This window comes from Herbaspirillum hiltneri N3 (assembly GCF_001267925.1).
Classification (GTDB): Bacteria; Pseudomonadota; Gammaproteobacteria; order Burkholderiales; family Burkholderiaceae_D; genus Herbaspirillum; species Herbaspirillum hiltneri.
Genome location: NZ_CP011409.1, coordinates 1,442,044 through 1,463,138, shown reverse-complemented (window position 1 = coordinate 1,463,138; position 21,095 = coordinate 1,442,044). Strand labels below are relative to the sequence as shown.

Sequence of the window (21,095 nt, the reverse complement as noted above, 5' to 3'; positions counted from 1 at the left end):
ATTCCTTGTCCTATTATTTACCGTTGGCTGCAGCAACAACTTTTTGCGCAGCTTCTTCCATGCTGTCTGCCGAGATGATCGGCAGGCCGGAGTCGGCCAACAGCTTCTTGCCGATTTCTTCGTTGGTGCCCTTCATGCGCACGACCAGCGGCACTTTCAGGGAAACGGCCTTGGACGCGGCGATCACGCCTTCGGCGATCACGTCACAGCGCATGATGCCGCCGAAAATGTTGACCAGGATGGCTTTCAGTTCAGGGTTCTTCAGCATGATCTTGAATGCTTCGGTAACCTTCTCCGTGGTGGCGCCGCCGCCGACGTCCAGGAAGTTGGCAGGCTCGCCGCCGAACAGCTTGATGGTGTCCATGGTGGCCATGGCCAGACCGGCGCCGTTGACCAGGCAGCCGATGTTGCCGTCCAGGGAGATATAGGCAAGGTCGAACTTGGATGCTTCGACTTCGGCCGGATCTTCTTCGTCCAGATCGCGGTAAGCGACGATTTCAGGATGGCGGAACAGTGCGTTGGAGTCGAAGTTGAACTTGGCGTCCAGTGCGATGACCTTGCCGTCGCCGGTCAGGATCAGCGGGTTGATTTCGGCCAGCGATGCATCGGTTTCCCAATATGCCTTGTACAGGCCTTGCAGTTGCTTGCGCGCGTCGACCACGGAAGCGGCTGGAACGCCGATCTTGGTGGCGATGCTGTCGGCATCGGCGTCGGTCAGGCCGGTGGATGGATCGATGGCGATCTGATGAATCAGCTCAGGGTGGCTTTCGGCAACTTCTTCGATGTCCATGCCGCCTTCGCTGGAGGCCATCAGGACCACGCGTTGGCTGACGCGATCGGTGACCATGGAAACGTACAGTTCCTTCTTGATGTCCGCGCCTTCTTCGATCAGCAGGCGACGCACTTTTTGGCCTTCAGGACCGGTTTGGTGCGTGATCAGTTGCATGCCGAGGATCTGGCTCGCGTATTCCTTGACTTGCTCGAGGGACTTGGCGACTTTCACGCCGCCGCCCTTGCCGCGGCCACCCGCGTGGATTTGCGCCTTGACGACCCACACCGGACCGCCCAGCGTTTCAGCTGCCTTGACGGCATCTTCAACGGATTGGCATGGAATGCCGCGTGGAACGGTCACGCCGAATTGGCGGAGGATTTCTTTGCCCTGATACTCATGGATTTTCATGGGAGCTTCCCTTTAAGACACTATTAAATAAAACTTACTGGATTGAAATCCGGCTGGCGGCAACACCGCGCGGCGCGAATGGAGGCAAGAATCCGCGCTGGCGCGCTTTCCCCGAACGAGGAGAGGCGCGGCTGACGCAGCCGGGCGGATTGCTTAGTAGAAGGTGCAGACAGTGCATTGGGCATAGAGAATGCCATTTGATCAACATTAATCGTTGTCGCATTGCGTGTCGTCATCGCAAAGATTGCCATGACAGCCGCTAATGCGGCGCAGCAAAAACCCGGAGATTTTAGCACAGCTTGCCCCGCCTAGGCAGCAGGATGGGCTTATGGAGACTATTTTGAAAAGAGTGCTTCGCCCGCAAAAATCAGGCTGCGCTATACATGAGGGGAGAAATCGCGATTAATCGACCGATCGGTCAATCACCATCATCGTGATCATCGCTCCAGGCAGTTTTGACCGCAGCCTGAATCGCCCGATGGGAAAATCCGCGCTGCTGCAGAAAGCGCATGCATTTGGCGCGCGCCATGGCGTCGGCAGGCACTTCGCTGAACTTGCGCCGCAAGACTTCGCGCGCACGTTCGTTTTCACCCTGGTTCAGCCCGACTTTGGCATCGCCCAGCGCTTCGCCGGTGATACCGTGGCTTTTCAATTCGGAAAGGATGCGATTGTTGCCGTAACGTCCGGCGCGACGATGCACCAGCGATTCGGAAAAACGTTCTTGGGAAAGGAATTTGGCGTCTTGGAGCCAGTTGAGCAAGGCTTCGATATCGTCGCCATCTTGCGCGTAAGGGGTTAGCTTACGCGCAAGTTCGAGACGACTATGCTCACGTGAAGAGAGATATTTGAGCGCTCGCGCCTTCAGGCTGATTTGCGGCCTGGGCATCGGTCACACCGTCGCGATCGTTGCGACCGACAAGACACGAACGAAGTACAACGACATCAGGATTCTTCTGCAGCGACGTTCTTTGCAGAGCCTTTGCCGGTCGGGGCCGGCGTTGCAGCAGCGGGAGCCCCTGCGCTACCGGCCCCCAATTCAGGAACGCCCAGCGAAACACGTACCTTGTTTTCGATTTCGCGCGCCAGTTCCGGACGTTCTTTCAGGAAATTGCGTGCATTGTCCTTGCCCTGGCCGATACGTTCGCCGTTATAGCTGTACCAGGCGCCGGACTTTTCCACGATCTTGGCATCCGAGCCCAGGTCGAGGATTTCACCTTCGCGCGATGTGCCTTCGCCATAAAGAATATCGAAATGGGCTTCGCGGAATGGCGGCGCAACCTTGTTCTTGACGACCTTGACCTTGGTTTCGCTGCCGATGACTTCATCGCCGGACTTGATCGAACCGGTGCGGCGGATATCCAGGCGCACGGAGGCGTAAAACTTCAACGCATTGCCGCCGGTGGTCGTTTCGGGATTACCGAACATGACGCCGATCTTCATGCGGATCTGATTGATGAAAATCACGGTGGTGCTGGTGCGATTGATGCTGCCGGTCAGCTTGCGCAATGCTTGCGACATCAGACGTGCTTGCAGGCCTGGCAGGGAATCGCCCATGTCGCCTTCGATTTCGGCGCGCGGCGTCAGGGCGGCGACCGAGTCGATGACGATCAGGTCTACGCCGCCGGAGCGCACCAGTGCATCGGTAATTTCCAGCGCCTGTTCGCCGGTGTCGGGCTGCGAAATCAGCAGATCGGACAGGTTGACGCCCAGTTTCTGTGCGTAAGTCACGTCCAGCGCGTGTTCCGCGTCAATAAAGGCGCAAGTGCCGCCGATTTTTTGCATTTCAGCAATAGCTTGCAGCGTCAGCGTGGTTTTACCCGAGGATTCCGGACCGTAGATTTCAATCACACGGCCGCGCGGCAGACCGCCGACACCCAGTGCGATGTCCAGGCCGAGGGAACCGGTCGAGACGACCTGGATTTCCTCGAGGACCGCGCCGTCTTCCATGCGCATGACCGAGCCTTTGCCGAATTGCTTCTCGATCTGTGCAAGGGCTGCGGCCAGCGCTTTGCCCTTCTCAGAGTTGTTCGCGGATTTTTTATCGTCCATAGGGTTCTTTCAACAAAGTGTTCGTTCGGATCAGTCAGAGATCAACTAAGCAGCACTGTATAAAAAAACAGTTGTTTGTGCAAGTTCTTTTTCTGCTGTTGCAATTTGGAAGAGCAGAATAAGTCGAAATCGCGCGGGAACGCTGGGAATACGGCTTCGAAGCGAAAAATTTTCGATACTCTGTTAGTATGCCGCCGATTCCGATTATAACGGCCATGCCGGTACGGTTCATGCATGCGCAAGGTCGGCCTCCACTTTCCGGGAGGGCGACTGGCGCAGCTTTCAGCGATAATGCAGATGATTTCAATGAATATCCCGTATTTAATCCGGATATTCAACGTATTTGATATACATTTCCAGCTAGTAACATTGCGAGTTTTCTGCTTTCCCCTATGACCTTGGTTCCATTCAGCCGCATTTCCAGCCTGCGTTCGCTCATCATCGACGACATGCCGGCCATGCGCCAAAACATTCGCATGCATCTGGGCCAGCTCGGCATTACCAAAGTCGACCAGGCCGGCACTCCCGACGAGGCGATTCGCGCCGTCCAGGGAGGGAGCGCTTACGACCTCATCGTGTGCGACTACAACCTGAACAAGGAAACCAACGGTCAGCAGTTGCTGGAGTTCTTCCGCACCCAACACCTGCTGCCGCCGACAACCATGTTCATCATGGTCACGGCCGAAAGCGGTTACAACCTGGTCGCCAGCGCCGCTGAATTCCAGCCCGACGCCTACATGCTCAAGCCGCTGACCGCGTCCAAGCTGGCCGATCGCATCGAACGCCTGCTCGATAAGCAAAACGCGCTGCTGCCGATCAATGAAAAACTCAAGCGCAAGGATCAGGCCGGCGCTGTCGTCGAATGCGACAACGTGCTGAAGGTGGCGCCCAAGTGGATCGTCGACATCCTCAAGACCAAGGGCAGCCTGCTGATCGAATTGCGCCGCATCGAAGAAGCGCGCGCGGTCTACGCGCAAGCGCTGGAGATGCGCGACGACCTGGTATGGGCCAAGGTCGGCATGGCGCGCTGCAATATCGTGGCGGGTCAATACGCCGACGCCAAGGTGCTGGTGCAAGCCGTGCTGGCGCAGAATTCGCAATATATTGAAGCCTACGACCTGCTGGCGCAGATTGAAGACGCCCAAGGCAATCAGCAACAGGCGCTGGACGCGCTCGCACGTTCGTCGGAAATCATTCCGTCGGCGCGCCGCAGCCGCCTGGTCGGCGACGCTGCCTATCGCGTCGGCGACCTCGACCAGGCCAAGGAAGCGTTCGACAAGGTGCTCAAGCACACCAAGGGCTCGCTGACCGCGCAGCCGAGCGACTTGCTGACGCTGGCGCAGGTGCACATCGACACCGGCGACGCCGATGCGGCGCTGGCGCTGCTGGCCAGCGCGCCCAAGCGCTACGCCGAATCGAAGATGTTCATCTCGACACAATCGGCCGTGGCCGCGCAGGCGCACGTCCAGCTGGGCGACATGATTTCCGCCGAGATGGCCTTCGAAGCGGCGCGCAACGCCGCCGAAGGCTCGCCGTCCGAAATGGCGACGCTGGCGCTGGCCAAGGCGGCATTCTCGGTCGGTCGCGACGAAGAAGGCGCGCAGCTGATTTCGCAGGCCGTGAAGTCGGACCACGAAAACAAGACGCTGCTGGCGCTGGCGCGCAAAGTGCTGGCCGATTGCGGCAAGGAAACCATGACCGACGAGCTGGTCGACGGCGCCGTCAAACAGTGCATGGGCATCATCGCCGAAGCCAACTCCCTGATGCGCAGCGCCAAGCCGGACGAATCGCTGGCCAAACTGGAAGAAGCATTGCACAGCATGCCGGAAAACACCGGCGTGCTGATGGCCGCCGCCCAGCTGCATCTGCTGTGGATGAGCCAGCGCGGCATCAATCAGGAATACGTCAAGCGCGTCAACCGCTACCTCAATACGCTGGACCGTCTGATCCCGGGCAACGACCGCGTCAGCAAGATGCATAAATTCCTACGCGATGCGGTCGCCAAAGCCGCGCAGAAAAGCTGACCCATGGACGCAAAACTGGCCGCCATCATTGTTCACGACATCAAGAATTCGCTCGGCGTGCTTGAGGGTGAATTGCGCGTGCTTGCCGCAGAGTCTCCCGACGAACGCGCCGGCCATGCACACCTGACCTGCCTCACCTTGCAGGAAAAGCTGATCGGCTTCCTCACGCTTTACAAAGCGTCCTCGCAAGGACTGACGGCGCAGATCGAAGCATGGTCGCCGCAGGATTTCCTGGAAGGCCTGCTGCGCCACCTGACCATCAATCAATCCGGCCTCGAGGTCACGATCAACAGCGAAGGCATGCCGCTGGTCGCCTTCTTCGATGAAAACCTGGTCGGCCTGGCGCTCGAAGCGGCGTTACAGAACGCAACCCGTTTCGCCCGCTCGCGTATCGAACTGGCCTGCCGCAAAGATGGCAACGGCGTGATCTTCAGCATCCGCGACGACGGCCCCGGCATCGGCACGCACGAAGTCAAACCCTCCACCGGCCTCGGCATGGGCCTGTGCAAGGCCATCGCCGCCGCCCACCACAAGGGCGACAAGAACGGCGAGGCGCGGCTGGCCGATCATCCTGACGGCGGCGCCCAGTTCGAGTTGCATATCCCCTGATTCCGGACCCGTGCGGCATGCGCTGAGCACATAAGCAAGCGCGAAAAAAATCGTTCTTTTCTCCGGACTTCGTCCGTAGAGTTGACCCGACAGGGACAGCCCGGCCTCGTTTGCAAGAGGCGGCCTGACAGACTCGAACAAGAAAAGGACATCATGCAACGCCGCCATTTCCTCCAGCTGAGCGCAGCAAGCGCCGGCACTGCCGCACTGGGCCTGCCCGCCTTCGCACAAACTGGCAAACCAGTGTCCGCGCGCATCGGTTATCAAAAATCCTCCACCCTGCTGACCGTGCTCAAGGCCAATGGCACGCTCGAGAAATTGCTCGCGCCACGCAATGTCAAGATCAGCTGGCATGAGTTCTCCAGCGGCCTGCCGCTGCTGGAGGCGCTCAACGTCGGCGGCGTCGACCTCAGCGCCGACGTGGCCGACACCGTGCCGGTGTTCGCCCAGGCCGCCGGGGCAAAACTGACCTACGTGGCGCAGGAAGCGCCGTCGCCATCGGCGCAAGCGATCGTCGTGCGCGCCGATTCGCCGATCAGGAACGTGGCCGATCTCAAGCGCAAAAAAATCGCCGTGACCAAGGCGGCCGGCGTGCATTACCTGTTGATCGCGACACTGGAAAAAGCCGGCCTGAAATTCAGCGACATCGATGCCGCCTATCTGACCCCGGCCGACGGCCGTGCCGCATTCGAACGCGGCAGCGTGGACGCGTGGGTGACCTGGGATCCTTTCCTCGCGGGCGTGCAGAAACAGACGCAGGTGCGCATCTTGTCGGACGGCCGCAATGTCGCGGACTACCAGCGCTATTACCTGGCATCGACGCCATTTGCCGCAGCGCATCCAGAGGTGCTGGCAATCGTGTTCTACGAATTGAAAAAGACGGGATTGTGGGTGCGGCAAAATCCGAAGGAAGCGGCCGCGTTCTTGGCGCCGATCTGGGGCCTGGATGCAGCGACCATCGAACTCGCGAATAGCCGCCGCAGCTATGACGTGCGCGCGGTCGTGGTGAATGCGCTCGGTGAACAGCAACGCATCGCCGACACGTTCTTCTCTGCGGGCTTGCTGCCGAAAAAGGTCAACGCCACCGATGTGGCGATCTGGAAGCCGGCTTGAGTGCGACTACGGACCGGCCCGGCGCAATAACCGCCGGCCGGCTCTCGCCGCTCAATCTCAAACCAGGCTGGCGCATACGCTGATATCGGCTTTCAGTACCTTCGACACAGGACAACCCTTCTTTGCCGCATCGACCGCTTCGTCGAACCTGGCCTGATCCGGGTTCTGCAGTTTGGCCTTGACGTCCAGCACGATGGTCGTGATGGAGAAACCGTCTTCCACCTTTTCCAGCGTCAGCGTGGCATTGGTGTCGATGCGCTCGACGCCGAGACCAGCCTTGCCGAGGCGGCTGGACAAGTCCATTGAAAAGCAGCCCGCATGCGCGGCCGCGATCAGTTCTTCGGGATTGGTGCCTACGCCGTTTTCAAAGCGCGTGGAAAACGAATACTGGGTCGCATCCAGCGTCTTGCTCTCGGTGGTCAGTGCACCCTTGCCATCTCTCAGGCTGCCGTTCCAGACGGCGGAAGCTTGTCGTTGCATGGTGTTCTCCTTTGGGCTAAAGGGTCATCATGCGACGACCGCCGCGAGGGTGACATAGGACAAGCGCGCAAGCGGACGTAGGAGTTGAGGACGTCGCGCCGAAGGGCAAAAAAAAAGCCGCTCCGGAGAGCGGCTTTCCAGTCCTGTCAAACTTCGATCAGGACAGTTGCTGGATGCCTGCCAATACCCAGCCGCCGTTGCCGGAGACAGGCTTGGACAGGTTCCAGATTTCGTTGAACTGGGTAGGTGAGGCGTTCGGGTCTTCCTTGATGAAGCCGAAGAACTTCACGCTTGCCAGATAGTCGTTGCCGACCGTCTCGACGCCCAGCATGTCCGCATCCAGCGACACCACGTCGGTGTGATTGGCCGACGCGCCGCGCTCGGTCAATTGCATCTTCAGTTCACCGAACATTTCCGGCGTCGTGAATTCACGGATGTCATTGGCGTCGCCCTTGTCCCAGGCTGCTTGCAGACGGATGAAGTAAGTCTTGGCATTGCGCACAAAACCGACCGTATCGAAGTCTGCAGGAATGCCGTAGGACGTCGGCTCGAACGCAGCGCCACCGGTGCCGCCGACAGCAGTCGCACCGCCGAAGGCATTGCCTTGCAGCGCCTTCGGTTGCGCGGCGTCCAGTTGCGAGCCGATGGCCGGCGTCTGGTTGCCATAGTCGCCTTGATTGGCGGCGTAGGCCGGACGCTCATTGCTGTTGCCGTTGGCTTCCGACTTGCGGCGGAACATGCGGTAGATGAACATGGCGGCGAAAGCCAGCAGGGCGACCATCAGAATGGTGCTGATCATGCTGGCCATGGCGCCGCCAAGGCCGAAGTGCGACAACAGCGCGCCCAGGCCCAAGCCCAGCAAGGCGCCGCCGAGAATGCCCTTCCATGGGCTAGGCTTCGGCGCTGCTGCAGGGGCTGCGGCGGGCGCAGCCGGCTTGGCCGCTGCGGCCTGGTTTTGCTGCATGGGGCTTTGCGCCTGGCGGCTGGCGCCCGACGACTGCTTGCCGATCGAACCGCCGCCGCCGAGGCGCTTGGCCTCAACGCTGGTGACGCCGATCGCGAGGGTCATCGCAGCCACTATCAGCGCGACAAATACTTTTTTCATGCTATCTCCTGAGATGGAATGTGATGCGAAGGCGGTCGCATCGGCCGTAAAACAAAAGGAAACTGGGTTGATGTGCTCCGGTTCATGCCGGATGCCGCGGGTTGCCGGGTTGCCGGGTTGCAGGCGCAAGACGCGCGCAATCAGCTATCGCCGCACGAGAGACGAAAACCGGTGCTTGCCGCGAACGGCAAAGGGGGGCTTAAACGCGCGGCGGACGGCCGGCGAGAGGGAGGAAAGGCGGTTGGCGCGCATCGTCGCTGCGCAATGCAGGCGCCAATGTGGCCGAATCGGCAACAAAAGCCATGGCCGGATTGAGCACGGTTTCGTCGCCCACGCCGGCATGGCTGGAAAAATCTTCGGTATCGGCGTACGACAGGTCGTCGTCGCCGTCGGCAGCATCGGCAGTAGCGGCAGCGTCGGCCAGCGCCTGCTGCTGAGCGGCATCGTCCGCAATATCGGCGTTGGCGTCACTGCCGGCAATGGCGGCGAGCTCGAGCGCCTGGCGCAATTGCTCCTGTTGTTGCACTTGCTGCTCAAGCGCCGCCGAGTCGATGGCGGTCTTGTACGTGAGCATCCCTGCAAAGACTTGCACGGGCAGCAAACAGATCAGCAAAATGGCAAACAGACGCTTCATCGCAGTTTTAAGACAATCAACTCGAAAATTATACCAACAGTAGCCGCAAATGCGGGCGTTAAGCTGATTTATCAAGGGCTTACAGAAAAATAAGGTACTTTGCGCCAGCGCAAGAACAGGCCTGATTATGCATTGCAATAGCCTTCGATTTAGTAGAATATGCAGAAAAATATTGCAATACTCCTAAATATAACTCGAGACAATGGCCGCGATCTGCGCGGATCACCCCATGCGTATCCTGCTTGCAGAAGATGACAGTGTTCTGGCCGACGGTTTGACGCGCTCGCTGCGCCATTCCGGTTATGCCGCCGATTGCGTCAAGAACGGCGTCGAAGCCGATTCTGCGCTGTCGACGCAGGATTTCGACTTGCTGATCCTCGATCTCGGGCTGCCCAAGATGTCCGGCCTGGAAGTGCTGCGGCGCCTGCGTGCACGCAATTCCCGTTTGCCGGTGCTGATCCTCACCGCCGCCGATTCGGTCGAGCAGCGCGTGCAAGGCCTCGATCTGGGCGCCGACGATTACATGGCCAAGCCGTTTGCCCTGTCCGAACTGGAAGCGCGCGTGCGCGCCCTGACCCGCCGCGGCGCGGGCGGCGGCCCGACCGTCATCCGCCACGGATCGCTCAGCTACGACCAGGTCGGCCGCATCGCCTACATCGGCGAACAAATGCTTGATCTTTCCGCGCGCGAACTGGGACTGCTCGAAGTATTATTGCAGCGTACGGGGCGGCTGGTTTCCAAGGAACAGCTGGTGGATCATCTATGCGAATGGGGCGAGGAAGTCAGCAATAATGCGATCGAAGTCTATGTCCACCGCCTGCGCAAGAAAATCGAAGTCGGCGGCATCCGCATCGCCACCGTGCGCGGCCTCGGCTATTGCCTGGAAAAACTGCCCGAGTCCCTCGCGAGCGCCGGCGTTGCCAGCAACGCCTGAGCACGCCATTTCTCCCACTCGCCTTGCGCAGGCCTGAGCCATGCCTGACGCCCGCCCTATCGATCCGCAACCGGTAACCGCTTCCTCTGCACCTGCCAAGGGCAAACGCCGCACCGTCATCGAGACGCAGCCGGAAGAACGCATCCAGCGCTCGTTGTTCGGCGAAATCCTCGACTGGATGCTGGCGCCGCTGCTGCTGCTGTGGCCGATGAGCATCGCCATCACCTATCTGATTGCGCAATCGATTGCCAACCAGCCCTTCGACCGCGCACTCGAAGACAGCGTCACCGTGCTGGCCCAGCAAGTCTCCGAAATCAACGGCAAGACCGTGGCGCGGCTACCGGTCTCGGCGCGCGACCTGCTGCGCGCCGACGACATCGACAACATCTATTTCCAAATTACCGGCCCGCGCGGCGAGTTCGTCGAAGGCGATCGCGACATGCCGCAACCGCCGCTTGAAGAAGACAAGACCATCGGCACCGTGCAGTTCCGCAATGACATCCTGCACGGCAACGACGTGCGCATCGCTTATACCCAGGTCGACCTGCGGCGCACGTCCGAACAGCGCGCCGCGTCGTCGAAGGAGCCGCGCCTGGCCACGGTGCAGGTCGGCGAAACACTTGAAAAACGCGCCCAGCTCGCCAATGAAATCATCAAGGGCGTGATCCTGCCTCAGTTCGTGATCCTGCCGGTGGCGTTGGCGCTGGTGTGGTTCGCGCTGTCGCGCGGCTTGTCGCCGCTGTCGGAATTGCAGCAGCGCATCCGGGCGCGCCGTCCCGACGACCTGAGCCCGATCGACTCGGGCCAGGTGCCGGAAGAGATCTCGCCGCTGGTGCGTTCGCTCAACGACATGCTGGCACGGCTGTCGCAAACCATCGCGCTGCAAAAACGCTTCATCGCCGACGCCGCCCACCAGATGAAAACGCCGCTGGCGGGCATGCGCATGCAATCCGAACTTGCCCTTCGCCAGACCGACCAGACCGACATCCACCGCTCGCTGGAACAACTGGCCAAGAGCTCCGAATCAGCCACGCGCCTGGTCAATCAATTGCTGTCGCTGGCGCGCGCCGAAAACCAGACGCCCGCCACCGCACCGTTCGAACCGATCGAATTGTCGGAACTGGCCCGCAACGTCGTGCAGGAATGGGTGCCGATGTCGTTCACGCAACGCATCGATCTGGGCTTCGAACAGCCCGGACATCCCATCATGATTTCGGGCAATCCGATCATGCTGCGCGAGCTGCTCAGCAACCTGCTCGACAACGCCCTGCATTACACGCCGGCGCTCGGCAGCGTCACCGTGCGGGCGCGCGCGGACGAGGAAACCGGACAGGCATTCCTGGAAGTGGAAGACACCGGCCCCGGCATCCCGCCGACCGAACGCGGTCACGTGTTCGAACGCTTCTACCGCATCCTCGGCACCCATACCGCGGGCAGCGGCCTGGGCCTGGCCATCGTGCGCGAAATCGCGCAGCAGCATGAGGCCACGGTCGACATCTCCAACAACCCGCGCAGCACCGACCCGAAAACGCCGGGCTGCCTGTTCCGCGTGACGCTGCGCATGACGCCGCGCCAGACCTACATGGATGACATCGGCTGACATGGAACACAAGACCTCCTCCGCAACCGCACCATCTTCTCCGCCTAGCTACTGGGACAAGACGCGCCGCCTGACCATGGCGCTGCTGGGCCTGTGGTTCGTGCTCACTTTCGGCGCCGTGTTCTTTGCGCGCGAGCTCGATCGCGTCAACCTGTTCGGCTGGCCGCTGTCGTTCTACATGGCGGCGCAGGGCATCATGCTGGTCTACCTGGCGATCGTGGTGGTCTATACGATCTGGATGGGACGCGCACAACGGCAACTACAACAAACCGGCGAGCACACGCATGGAGAGTGACAAGAATTTTTTCTGGCGGCTGACGCGCTACTACTCGTGGTACACGGTCGGATTCATCCTGTTCCTGCTGGTGCTGGCGGTGCTCGAACACGAAGGCATGCCGCGCGCCTGGATCGGCTATCTGTTCATGTTCGTGACGATCGCGCTGTACGCCGGCATCGGCGTGGTCAGCCGCACCTCCGACGTGCCTGAATATTACGTCGCCGGACGACGCGTGCCGGCGCTGTTCAACGGCATGGCGACGGCGGCCGACTGGATCTCGGCGGCGACCTTCATCAGCCTGGCCGGCGGCCTGTACCTGCAAGGCTTCGACGGCCTGGCCTACATCATGGGCTGGACCGGCGGCTATTGCCTGGTGGCGCTGCTGATCGCCCCCTATCTGCGCAAGTTCGGCCAGTACACCATCCCCGACTTCCTGGCCGAGCGCTATCCGGGTCGCTACAGCGGCAACCTGGTGCGCATCCTCGCGGTGATCGCCACCATCATCATTTCGTTCACCTATGTGGTGGCGCAGATCTATGGCGTCGGCCTGATCACTTCGCGCTTCACCGGCATCGATTTCTCGATCGGCATCTTCCTCGGGCTGGCCAGCATCCTGGTGTGCTCCTTCCTCGGCGGCATGCGCGCGATCACCTGGACTCAGGTGGCGCAATACATCATCATCCTGTTCGCTTATCTGATCCCGGTAATCTGGCTGTCAGCCAAACACACCAGCGTGCCGGTGCCTCAGGTGGCCTATGGTTCGGTGCTGCCGAAACTGAATGCAGCCGAAAAACGCATCGCCGACGATCCCAAGGAAAAGGAGGTCAGCGCGATCTTCCAGGCGCGCGCCGACGACTACGAAAAGAAATTGCGCAACCTGCCGCGGTCATGGGAAGAAGGCCGCATCGACGCCCAGCATCACATCGAAGAAATCAAGCGCAACAGCCATGCCTCGCTGGCCGAGATCAAGAGCGCCAGCCGCGCGCTGACGGCCTATCCCAAGAGTGCGGAGGAAGCCGAACGCAAGTGGACCGACGCCAGGGCGTACAACATCGCGCGCGCGCAACCGCCGGTGTCGCAGACCGAGCCCTTTCCCGGCAAGGATGAGGACGCGGCGAACATCAAACGCAACAATTTCCTGGCGCTGGTGTTTTGCCTGATGGTCGGCACCGCCGCGCTGCCGCACATCCTGATGCGCTACTACACCACGCCCTCGGTGCACGAGGCGCGCAAGTCGGTGTTCTGGACGCTGTTCTTCATCATGCTAATCTACATCACGGTGCCGGCGCTGGCGATCCTGGTGAAGTACGACATCTACACCTCGCTGGTCGGCAGCACCTATTCGCACCTGCCCGACTGGGTCTACTACTGGGCCAACATCGACAAGGTCAATCCGCTGGTCAGCATCACCGATCTCAACCACGACAGCGTGGTGCAGCTGGGCGAGATTGCGCTCGACGGCGACATCATCGTGCTGGCCACGCCAGAGATCGCCGGCCTGCCCTACTTCATTTCTGGACTGGTAGCGGCGGGCGGCCTGGCGGCGGCGCTGTCGACTGCCGACGGCCTGCTGCTGACCATTTCCAATGCCCTGTCGCATGACGTGTATTACAAGGTGATCGATCCGGCCGCCTCGACGCAAAAGCGCGTGACGATTTCCAAGTTGCTGCTGCTGGTGGTGGCCTTGCTGGCCGCCTATGCGGCGTCGCTCAAACCGGGCGACATTCTGTCCATGGTGGGGGTGGCGTTCTCGCTGGCGGCGTCGACGCTGTTCCCGGCGCTGGTGTTCGGGATTTTCTGGAAGCGCGCCAACCAGCCCGGCGCCATCGCCGGCATCGTCGCCGGTTTCGTGATGTGCGTGTATTACATGATGACCACGCATCCGGCCTTCGGCGGCAATGCCGCGAACCAGTGGTTCCACATTGCGCCCATCTCGGCCGGTCTGTTCGGCGTGCCGGTCGGCATCGCCGCGCTGGTGATCGTCAGCTTGCTGACGCCGCCGCCTGACGAACGGACCATTGCGCTGATCGATCACATTCGCACGCCGTAGCCATCAGAATTCGTCAACGGGCGAACGGCAGTCCCGGCACTTCCTGCGACGGCATGACCGTTACGGCCACCTGCATGGTTTGCTGGCCGCCGCCGATCAGCACGCCGCGCAGGGGCGAGATGTCGAGGAAGTCGCGACCCCATCCCAGCGTGATGTGGCTGGTGTCGGGGAAGATGCCGTTGGTCGGATCGGCGTCAATCCAGCAATCCGGTTCGCCGTCCTGCCCCGGGCAATACACCGATACCCAGGCATGCGACGCGTCGGCGCCGATCAGGCGCGGCTGGCCCGGCGGCGGCTGCGTCAGCAGATAGCCGCTGACGTAGCGCGCCGACAAACCCAGCGAGCGCAGGCAGGACAGCATGAAGTGCGCGTAATCCTGGCATACGCCGCGCTTGCTGACGAACACATCGGTCACCGGCGTCGACACCGTGGTCGCCTCGGGATCGAAAGTGAATTCATTGAAAATGCGTTTCATCAGCGCCTCGACACCCTGCAGCAGGGACAAGCCGGGCGTGAAGCATTCGGCGGCATAGCGCGCGAATTCACGCTTGATCCTGACGTGCGAAGACTCGAACAGGAAGCGCGACGCTTCCAGCCTGTCGGCCGACAAGCTGCGGCCGGCGTGATACGACAGCGTCTCGGCGACTCGCTCCCAGGCCGGCGTGGCGGTCGGCAACAGGCGCGACGATATCTCCACCCACGACTCCGCGTAGACATCGAGGCTGGCGTGGTCCTGGTCCAGCGAGAATGACTGCAGCGCGTTGCCGAAGCTGTCGGTGTACAGGTTGATCAGATTGGTCGGTCCCGGCAGGATGTTGATGAAATGCGAGGTGCAGGTCTGCCACGGCAACGAGCGCGGCGTCAGGCGCAGCACCTGATGCGACAGCCGCACCGGCGCCGCATACTGGTAGTTGGTCTCGTGGACGATGTGATAGGTGGCGTCGGTCATCGTCATACCCCTTGGCTGACCGGTGCGCTGAGCGGCGTGAAGAAATGCCGCGACAAATCATCGGTCAATGAGAAGCCGGCGCTGCGCGCTTCGCGCATGAGTTGGATGAGCCGCTCGCCGGCGGCTTCCGATGTCGCCGCATCGCGCGCGAAATCGGGCAACGCAAAACCGTTCAGCTGCTCGCTCAGGTGCGCCGGGATATTCATGCTGAGGATGCCGAGCTGCTGCGCGATGTCGGTCAGGTAGTGCTGCAGCATGCGGAACTGGTAGGCGATGCTGTGCGGATTGCTGACGTCGAACACCAGCAGGTGCAGCACCTGCAGCCACTCCGGCGTGCGCCGGTACCGCACGCGATAGGTGACGATGCTGCTCGACGATTCCAGCAGCCAGGTCAGCGCTGCATTCTGGCGCGCCGGTTCGAGCTGCATGAACTGGTCGAACAAGGCCGCCAGGTGCACCATGCGTTCGATGTGGCGGCCGATCATCAGGAACTGCCAGCCTTCATCGCGCGTCATGTCGTCCAGCGCATGGCCGGCCAGGCCCGAGCAACCCTGGATGACGTTGTTGAGGACATGCAGCATGGCGGTCGGCGAGTTGATCTTCTCCTGCACCAATGGCGGCATGCGATTGAGTGCGTGCCAGTTGTCCAGCGACAGATGCTCGCGCACCTGGTAACCGGAATGATGCAGGTGGCGCAGGTGCGTGGAGATGCTGACCGTGGCGCTGGGATCCGCAATCGCCGCTTGCAGGCTTTGTTGCAAGGCGGTGATGGTGGGATGCGCCTGCTCCGATTTCGGCATCAGGATGCCGAGACGGATACAAATCTCGCTGACGCTGCGCAGGATCGCGCGATTGTCGGATTGCGGTTCGATCGTGCATTGCAAGGTCGTGCGCAACAGGCGCGCAAGATTGTCGGTGCGCTCGGCATAGCGGCCCATCCAGAACAAATTTTCACCGGCATGCGAAGACACGTCGACGGTGGTGCGGATCAGTTCCGAAGTGCGCGATACCGGATCGGTCATCGCACCGGGGCCGACCGCGACGCTGGTCTCTGCCGCGGCCATGGCGGTGGCGATGCCGGCGGCGTCATCGGCATCGGTCTTTTCGCTCAGCACCCAGACGTCCTTGCTGGTGCCGCCCTGCTGCATCGAGACGACGTCGCGGCGCTGGCGCGGCGCCACGCGCGTGAGACCGCCCGGCATCACGTGATAGCCGCCCTCGCCGTCGGCGGCGGCGAACACGCGCAAGCTGACGGTGCGATTGGTCAGGTGGTACTCGCCGCTGCGCGACAGCACCGGCGCCTGCGACAAGCGCACCCACTCCTGCGCGACGTAAGCATGCGGCTGCAATTGCAGGCTTTCGATCAGGCGCCGCCGCGTAGTGGCATTGAGCGTATGGCCGAACACCGGTTGCATGCGCATCGACGGGAAGGCCGGCATGATCACCAGTTCTTCCAGATGCGCCAGCGTGTATTCCAGCGCCGGCTTTTCGCCGCACCACCACGACGCGACCGCCGGCAGCGCCAGCTCTTCGCCGAGCAGGCGTTGGCTGATCCCCGGCAAGAAGCCGTGCAGCGCAGTCGATTCCAGCACGCCGCTGCCAAGCGCGTTGGCGATCAGCACGTTGCCGGAGCGCGCAGCCTGCGTCAGGCCCGGAATGCCGAGCGCCGAATCCGAGCGCAATTCAAGCGGGTCGCAATAATCGTCATCGAGGCGGCGCATGATCGCATGCACGCGGCGCAGGCCGGTCAGCGTCTTCAGGTAGACCATGTCGCCGCGCACCGTGAGGTCGACCCCTTCGACCAGCGGGAAGCCCAGCGTATGCGCCAGGAAGGCGTGTTCGGAATAGGTTTCGTTGTACGGCCCCGGCGTCAGCAGCACCACCATCGGCGGCTCGCTGCTCTTCGGTGCGAGCCGCGTCAGGCACTGATGCAGCGCGTGGAAATAATTGAGCAGCGGTTGCACGTGCATGTCGCGCATCGCCTCGGGCAGGGCGCGCGTCATGATCTGGCGATTCTGCAACGCGTAGCCGCTGCCCGAAGGACCTTGCGTGCGATCGGCGATCACCCACCAGTTGCCGTCGGCCGAGCGCGCCAGGTCGATGGCGTACAGATGCAGGTGCACGCCACCCGGGGGACGGACGTCGCGGCACGGCCACAAATAACCGTGCTGGCCGAACACCAGCGCCGGCGGCAACAGGCCTTCGGCCAGCAAGTGTTGTTCGCCATACAGGTCGCCAAGCACGGCATTGAGCAGGCGCGCGCGTTGCGCGACGGCGGCCGAGAGCTTCTGCCATTCGTCGGCGGCGACGATCTGCGGCAGCAGGTCCAGTTCCCACGGACGGCTGACGCCTTGCGGATCGGCATAGACGTTGTAGGTCATGCCATCGGAGGCGATGGCGTCGCGCACTTCGTCGGCGCGGCGGCGCATCATCTCGGGCGAGAGATTCTCCAGCTGATCGATCAGCGTGCGCCAGTGCGGCCGCAAGCGACCGTCGGCAGCCAGCATCTCGTCGTAACGATCGGCGTCGGCGGTATAGCTTTGCAGGAGGCGCTGATACATAGATTTTCGAGGGCGCCGTTGCCGCAGTCATCCTGGCTGGCGATGACCTGCGGCAACGGCAGAACTGCGTGCGTTAGTAATGTCGCAAGTCTAACGTAAATGGGAACTCGATTGATGGTCGCGCAGCGCTCACGTCCATCTTTCCCGGCGTGTGGTTGAGACGGAAATAACGCGCCAGCCGGCGGCTCTCGGCTTCGAAGGCGTTGACCGGGAAGGTCTCGTAGCTGCGTCCGCCCGGATGCACCACGTGATACTGGCATCCGCCCAGGCTGCGGCCGTTCCAGGTATCGACCAGATCGAAGGTCAGCGGCGAATCGATGCCGATGGTCGGATGCAGCGCCGACGGCGGCTGCCAGGCCCGGTAGCGCACGCCGGTGACGAACTCGCCGACCACGCCGGTCGGTTGCAGCGGCACCGCGACGCCGTTGCACGTCAGCACGTAACGGTCCTTGGCCATGCCGCGGACCTTGACCTCCAGCCGCTCCACCGATGAATCGACGTAGCGCGCCGTGCCGGTCGAGCTGCCCTCTTCGCCCAGCACGTGCCACGGTTCCAGCGCGGTGCGCAATTCCAGCTCCATGCCCTTGACGGCAAAGTCGCCGATCTTGGGGAAGCGGAATTCGAAATGCGGCGCGAACCATTCGGCCTGCATCGGATAGCCGGCTTCCTGCATGTCGTCCATGATGTCGTTGAAATCCTGCCAGATGAAATGCGGCAACAGGAAACGATCATGCAACTCGGTACCCCAGCGCACCAGGCGTTGCGGCTTGTAGGGCGTCTTCCAGAACCGCGCCACCAGCGCACGCAGCAGCAACTGCTGGGTCAGGCTCATGCGGGCGTGCGGCGGCATTTCGAAGGCGCGCAGCTCCAGCAGGCCGAGGCGGCCGGTGGCGCTGTCGGGCGAATACAGCTTGTCGATGCAGAACTCGGCGCGGTGCGTATTGCCGGTAACGTCGATCAGCAGGTTGCGCAGCAGACGATCGACCAGCCACGGCGCGCAGCCGCCTTTTTCGAGCTGCTTTTCCATCTCGGCGAAGGCCAGTTCGATTTCCACCGTGGAATCGTTGCGGGCTTCATCGATGCGCGGCGCCTGCGAGGTCGGACCGATGAACATGCCCGAGAACAGATAGGACAGCGACGGATGGTTATGCCAGTAGCTGATCAGGCTGCGCAGCAGATCGGGCCGGCGCAGGAACGGCGAATCGGCGGTCGTGGCGCCGCCCATCACCATATGGTTGCCGCCGCCGGTGCCGGAATGATGGCCGTCGAGCATGAACTTCTCGGTGGTCAGGCGCGACTCGCGGCCGGCTTCATACAAATGCGTGGTCTGGTCGACCAGCTCGCTCCAGTTGTAGGCCGGCTGGATGTTGACTTCGATCACGCCGGGATCGGGCGTGACGCTGAACTTGCGCACGCGCGGATCGTTGGGCGGCTCGTAGCCTTCCATCAGGACCGGCTGGCCGAGTTCTTCGGCGGTGGCTTCGATGGCGGCGACCAGCTCGAGATAATTCTCAAGCTGCGCCAGCGGCGGCATGAACAGGTACAGCACGCCATTGCGCACTTCCGCACACAACGCGGTGCGCGTGATCCAGTCCGCCGATTGGAACAGCACCGGGGCGCCGCCTGTTGCCGCAGGCATACCCTTGCCGTTGCCGGTAACCGGGCTGCCGCGACGCGTGCCGTAGCGATCCTGCTGGAACGCCACCGAGGTCGCGCCGCTGAACGCAGGACGCTGGACGAACTTGAGGCGGACATCGGTCGCCGGCGACAGCGGAGCGAACTGCTGCGTCGGGTCGGCCGCATGCACGTAGGGATAGTCGGTCGACTTGACCCAAGGCTGCGAATCGAGCGGCAGGCGATAACCGAGCGGTGAATCGCCGGGATACAGGTAGCAACGCTCGCTGCGCAGGAACCAGTCGCCGCTTTGCCAGCCGAGATCGTCGGGACGGCGCGCCACCGGCAGCACGTGGCCGGCGACCTTGTCGAGACCTTGCGAAAAGACCCGCATGAGGCGCGCACGCTCCTGCTTGTCGTCGAGTTTGGAATCGAACGGGTCGACGTTGCCCGGCAGGCGGCGCTCGCGCCACATGTAGTAGAACACGTCTTCATAGGCCGGGAAGATGTGCTTGCCGTCGAGCGACAGGCGCGCAGCCACGCCCTTGAGGAAGCGTTCCGGGATGTCGTCGTCCTTGACGTTCGGCGTGGCTTCGTCGCCGATCAGATCGCGGTTGTGCCAGATCGGCTGGCCGTCGCGACGCCAGTAGCAGTTGAGCGCCCAGCGCGGCAACTGTTCCCCCGGATACCACTTGCCCTGGCCGAAATGCGGCAGGCCTTGCACGGCGTATTTTTCGCGCATGCGGTGGTACAGGTCGGCCGCCAGCGGCTTCTTGGTGGCGCCCAGTGCGGCGGTGCTCCACTCAGGCTCGTCGGGATGATCGAGCGATACGAAGGTCGGTTCGCCGCCCATGGTCAGGCGCACGTCAAGTGCGTCGAGGTCATCGTCGATGGCGTGACCGAGTTCTTCGATCTCGCTCCATTGCGCTTCGGTGTACGGCTTGGTGACGCGCGGCGCTTCCCAAAAACGCGACACGCTCATCGAATGTCCGAACTCCACTTCGCACGGATCGACCATGCCGCTGACCGGCGCCGCCGAAGACGGCTCGGGCGTGCAGGACAGCGGGATATGGCCTTCGCCGGCGAACAGGCCCGAGGTCGGATCGAGGCCGACCCAGCCGGCGCCCGGCAGATAGACTTCGCACCAGGCGTGCAGGTCGGTGAAATCGGCTTCCGGTCCGGATGGGCCGTCGAGCGATTTCTGGTCGGCGGTGAGCTGGATCAGGTAACCGGACACGAAACGCGCAGCCAGGCCGAGGTGGCGCAGCAGCTGCACCAGCAACCAGGACGAATCGCGGCAGGAACCGGAACCGATTTCGAGCGTCTCTTCCGGCGTCTGCACGCCCGGCTCCATGCGGATGGTATAGGCGACGGCGTCGGCCAGCTTCTGGTTCAGCGCGACCAGAAAGTCGGCGCTGTTCATTTTCTCGCGCGAGATGCCGTCGAGGAATTTCTGGAAGCGCGGCGTCAGCGGCAAGGTCTTGCGATACGGCGACAACTCGTTTTGCAGCTCCTTGGCGTACTCGAACGGGATCTGCTCGGCATACGGCTCAAGAAAGAAATCGAAGGGATTGATGACCGACATTTCGGCCACCAGATCGACTTCGATGCGGAATTCTTCGGTCTTCTCGGGAAACACCAGCCGCGCCATGTAGTTGGCTTGCGGATCCTGCTGCCAGTTGATGAAATGCGGCTCGGGAAGAATGCGCAGCGAATAGCTCAATATCCGCGTACGGCAATGCGGGGCCGGACGCAGGCGTACGATTTGGGGACCCAGATTGATAGCACGGTCATAACGGTAAGACGTGACATGGTTCAGCGCCACATAAATTGACATGAAGATCCTTTACAACAAACAAGTTGAGCCGATGGACTGCTGATGGACTGCTGTGACGGACTATTGTTGGTCGGGTTGC

At 61.9% G+C, this 21,095-nt stretch carries 16 protein-coding genes; 7 read left to right on the top strand and 9 right to left on the bottom strand.

The window, feature by feature from the left end:
- Positions 1 to 13: 13 nt before the first annotated feature.
- The 3 genes from sucC to recA form a co-directional block, all read right to left on the bottom strand.
- Positions 14 to 1,180: an ADP-forming succinate--CoA ligase subunit beta gene (gene sucC, locus F506_RS06570; protein WP_050477404.1), complete on the bottom strand. Its 1,167-nt coding sequence runs from the start codon at positions 1,178 to 1,180 to the stop codon at positions 14 to 16.
- A 418-nt stretch (positions 1,181 to 1,598) separates the two neighbouring features.
- Positions 1,599 to 2,066, bottom strand: coding sequence for a recombination regulator RecX (recX, locus tag F506_RS06565; protein WP_053195938.1), 468 nt, complete (start codon positions 2,064 to 2,066; stop codon positions 1,599 to 1,601).
- Between the two features lie 56 nt (positions 2,067 to 2,122).
- Positions 2,123 to 3,229 (bottom strand): recombinase RecA, encoded by a 1,107-nt coding sequence (gene recA / locus F506_RS06560; RefSeq protein ID WP_053195937.1) that lies wholly within the window; start codon positions 3,227 to 3,229, stop codon positions 2,123 to 2,125.
- 392 nt (positions 3,230 to 3,621) lie between these two features.
- On the opposite strand from recA, the gene F506_RS06555 reads away from it, so the two are divergent.
- The 3 genes from F506_RS06555 (at position 3,622) to F506_RS06545 (ending at position 6,975) form a co-directional block, all read left to right on the top strand.
- Entirely contained in the window at positions 3,622 to 5,253 is a 1,632-nt protein-coding gene (locus tag F506_RS06555) for a tetratricopeptide repeat protein (protein WP_053195935.1), read from the top strand.
- A 3-nt stretch (positions 5,254 to 5,256) separates the two neighbouring features.
- Positions 5,257 to 5,862, top strand: coding sequence for a sensor histidine kinase (locus tag F506_RS06550; RefSeq protein ID WP_053195933.1), 606 nt, complete (start codon positions 5,257 to 5,259; stop codon positions 5,860 to 5,862).
- 153 nt (positions 5,863 to 6,015) lie between these two features.
- Positions 6,016 to 6,975 (top strand): aliphatic sulfonate ABC transporter substrate-binding protein, encoded by a 960-nt coding sequence (locus tag F506_RS06545; protein ID WP_053195930.1) that lies wholly within the window; start codon positions 6,016 to 6,018, stop codon positions 6,973 to 6,975.
- A gap of 57 nt (positions 6,976 to 7,032) precedes the next feature.
- Here the strand turns inward: F506_RS06545 and F506_RS06540 are convergent, their stop codons facing one another.
- The 3 genes from F506_RS06540 to F506_RS06530 form a co-directional block, all read right to left on the bottom strand.
- Complete coding sequence (locus F506_RS06540; protein ID WP_053195928.1) at positions 7,033 to 7,455, bottom strand: OsmC family protein; 423 nt, start codon at positions 7,453 to 7,455, stop codon at positions 7,033 to 7,035.
- Positions 7,456 to 7,612: 157 nt separating this feature from the next.
- A complete protein-coding gene (locus F506_RS06535; RefSeq protein ID WP_053195926.1) occupies positions 7,613 to 8,560 on the bottom strand; it encodes a Tim44 domain-containing protein in 948 nt (315 codons plus the stop codon).
- 199 nt (positions 8,561 to 8,759) lie between these two features.
- A complete protein-coding gene (locus F506_RS06530; protein ID WP_053195924.1) occupies positions 8,760 to 9,194 on the bottom strand; it encodes a hypothetical protein in 435 nt (144 codons plus the stop codon).
- Between the two features lie 229 nt (positions 9,195 to 9,423).
- On the opposite strand from F506_RS06530, the gene F506_RS06525 reads away from it, so the two are divergent.
- From F506_RS06525 to F506_RS06510, 4 genes are read left to right on the top strand one after another with little or no spacing between them, the layout of a single operon-like run.
- Entirely contained in the window at positions 9,424 to 10,128 is a 705-nt protein-coding gene (locus F506_RS06525) for a response regulator (protein ID WP_053201328.1), read from the top strand.
- Positions 10,129 to 10,168: 40 nt separating this feature from the next.
- The gene (locus F506_RS06520) at positions 10,169 to 11,728 is read left to right on the top strand and encodes a sensor histidine kinase (RefSeq protein ID WP_053195922.1); all 1,560 of its coding nucleotides are present in this window, start codon (positions 10,169 to 10,171) and stop codon (positions 11,726 to 11,728) included.
- 1 nt (position 11,729) lies between these two features.
- Complete coding sequence (locus F506_RS06515) at positions 11,730 to 12,023, top strand: DUF4212 domain-containing protein (protein ID WP_053195920.1); 294 nt, start codon at positions 11,730 to 11,732, stop codon at positions 12,021 to 12,023.
- A complete protein-coding gene (locus tag F506_RS06510; protein WP_053195918.1) occupies positions 12,013 to 14,055 on the top strand; it encodes a sodium:solute symporter family protein in 2,043 nt (680 codons plus the stop codon). Before F506_RS06515 ends, F506_RS06510 begins: the two co-directional genes overlap by 11 nt.
- Positions 14,056 to 14,068: 13 nt before the next feature.
- Here F506_RS06510 and F506_RS06505 read toward each other — a convergent pair whose 3' ends face one another.
- The 3 genes from F506_RS06505 to F506_RS06495 all read right to left on the bottom strand — a co-directional run bounded on the left by F506_RS06505 (position 14,069) and on the right by F506_RS06495 (position 21,016).
- Entirely contained in the window at positions 14,069 to 15,010 is a 942-nt protein-coding gene (locus F506_RS06505) for a transglutaminase family protein (protein WP_053195914.1), read from the bottom strand.
- A complete protein-coding gene (locus F506_RS06500) occupies positions 15,007 to 17,565 on the bottom strand; it encodes a circularly permuted type 2 ATP-grasp protein (protein ID WP_053195911.1) in 2,559 nt (852 codons plus the stop codon). Before F506_RS06500 ends, F506_RS06505 begins: the two co-directional genes overlap by 4 nt.
- A gap of 73 nt (positions 17,566 to 17,638) precedes the next feature.
- On the bottom strand, positions 17,639 to 21,016 hold the full coding sequence (locus F506_RS06495) for a transglutaminase family protein (protein WP_053195909.1): 3,378 nt from the start codon (positions 21,014 to 21,016) through the stop codon (positions 17,639 to 17,641).
- Positions 21,017 to 21,095: the final 79 nt, after the last annotated feature.

Bases quoted from the DNA above. Each gene is read 5' to 3' on its own strand.
- sucC (WP_050477404.1), bottom strand. From the start codon at position 1,180: ATGAAAATCCATGAGTATCAGGGCAAAGAAATCCTCCGCCAATTCGGC.
- recX (WP_053195938.1), bottom strand. From the start codon at position 2,066: ATGCCCAGGCCGCAAATCAGCCTGAAGGCGCGAGCGCTCAAATATCTC.
- recA (WP_053195937.1), bottom strand. From the start codon at position 3,229: ATGGACGATAAAAAATCCGCGAACAACTCTGAGAAGGGCAAAGCGCTG.
- F506_RS06555 (WP_053195935.1), top strand. From the start codon at position 3,622: ATGACCTTGGTTCCATTCAGCCGCATTTCCAGCCTGCGTTCGCTCATC.
- F506_RS06550 (WP_053195933.1), top strand. From the start codon at position 5,257: ATGGACGCAAAACTGGCCGCCATCATTGTTCACGACATCAAGAATTCG.
- F506_RS06545 (WP_053195930.1), top strand. From the start codon at position 6,016: ATGCAACGCCGCCATTTCCTCCAGCTGAGCGCAGCAAGCGCCGGCACT.
- F506_RS06540 (WP_053195928.1), bottom strand. From the start codon at position 7,455: ATGCAACGACAAGCTTCCGCCGTCTGGAACGGCAGCCTGAGAGATGGC.
- F506_RS06535 (WP_053195926.1), bottom strand. From the start codon at position 8,560: ATGAAAAAAGTATTTGTCGCGCTGATAGTGGCTGCGATGACCCTCGCG.
- F506_RS06530 (WP_053195924.1), bottom strand. From the start codon at position 9,194: ATGAAGCGTCTGTTTGCCATTTTGCTGATCTGTTTGCTGCCCGTGCAA.
- F506_RS06525 (WP_053201328.1), top strand. From the start codon at position 9,424: ATGCGTATCCTGCTTGCAGAAGATGACAGTGTTCTGGCCGACGGTTTG.
- F506_RS06520 (WP_053195922.1), top strand. From the start codon at position 10,169: ATGCCTGACGCCCGCCCTATCGATCCGCAACCGGTAACCGCTTCCTCT.
- F506_RS06515 (WP_053195920.1), top strand. From the start codon at position 11,730: ATGGAACACAAGACCTCCTCCGCAACCGCACCATCTTCTCCGCCTAGC.
- F506_RS06510 (WP_053195918.1), top strand. From the start codon at position 12,013: ATGGAGAGTGACAAGAATTTTTTCTGGCGGCTGACGCGCTACTACTCG.
- F506_RS06505 (WP_053195914.1), bottom strand. From the start codon at position 15,010: ATGACGATGACCGACGCCACCTATCACATCGTCCACGAGACCAACTAC.
- F506_RS06500 (WP_053195911.1), bottom strand. From the start codon at position 17,565: ATGTATCAGCGCCTCCTGCAAAGCTATACCGCCGACGCCGATCGTTAC.
- F506_RS06495 (WP_053195909.1), bottom strand. From the start codon at position 21,016: ATGTCAATTTATGTGGCGCTGAACCATGTCACGTCTTACCGTTATGAC.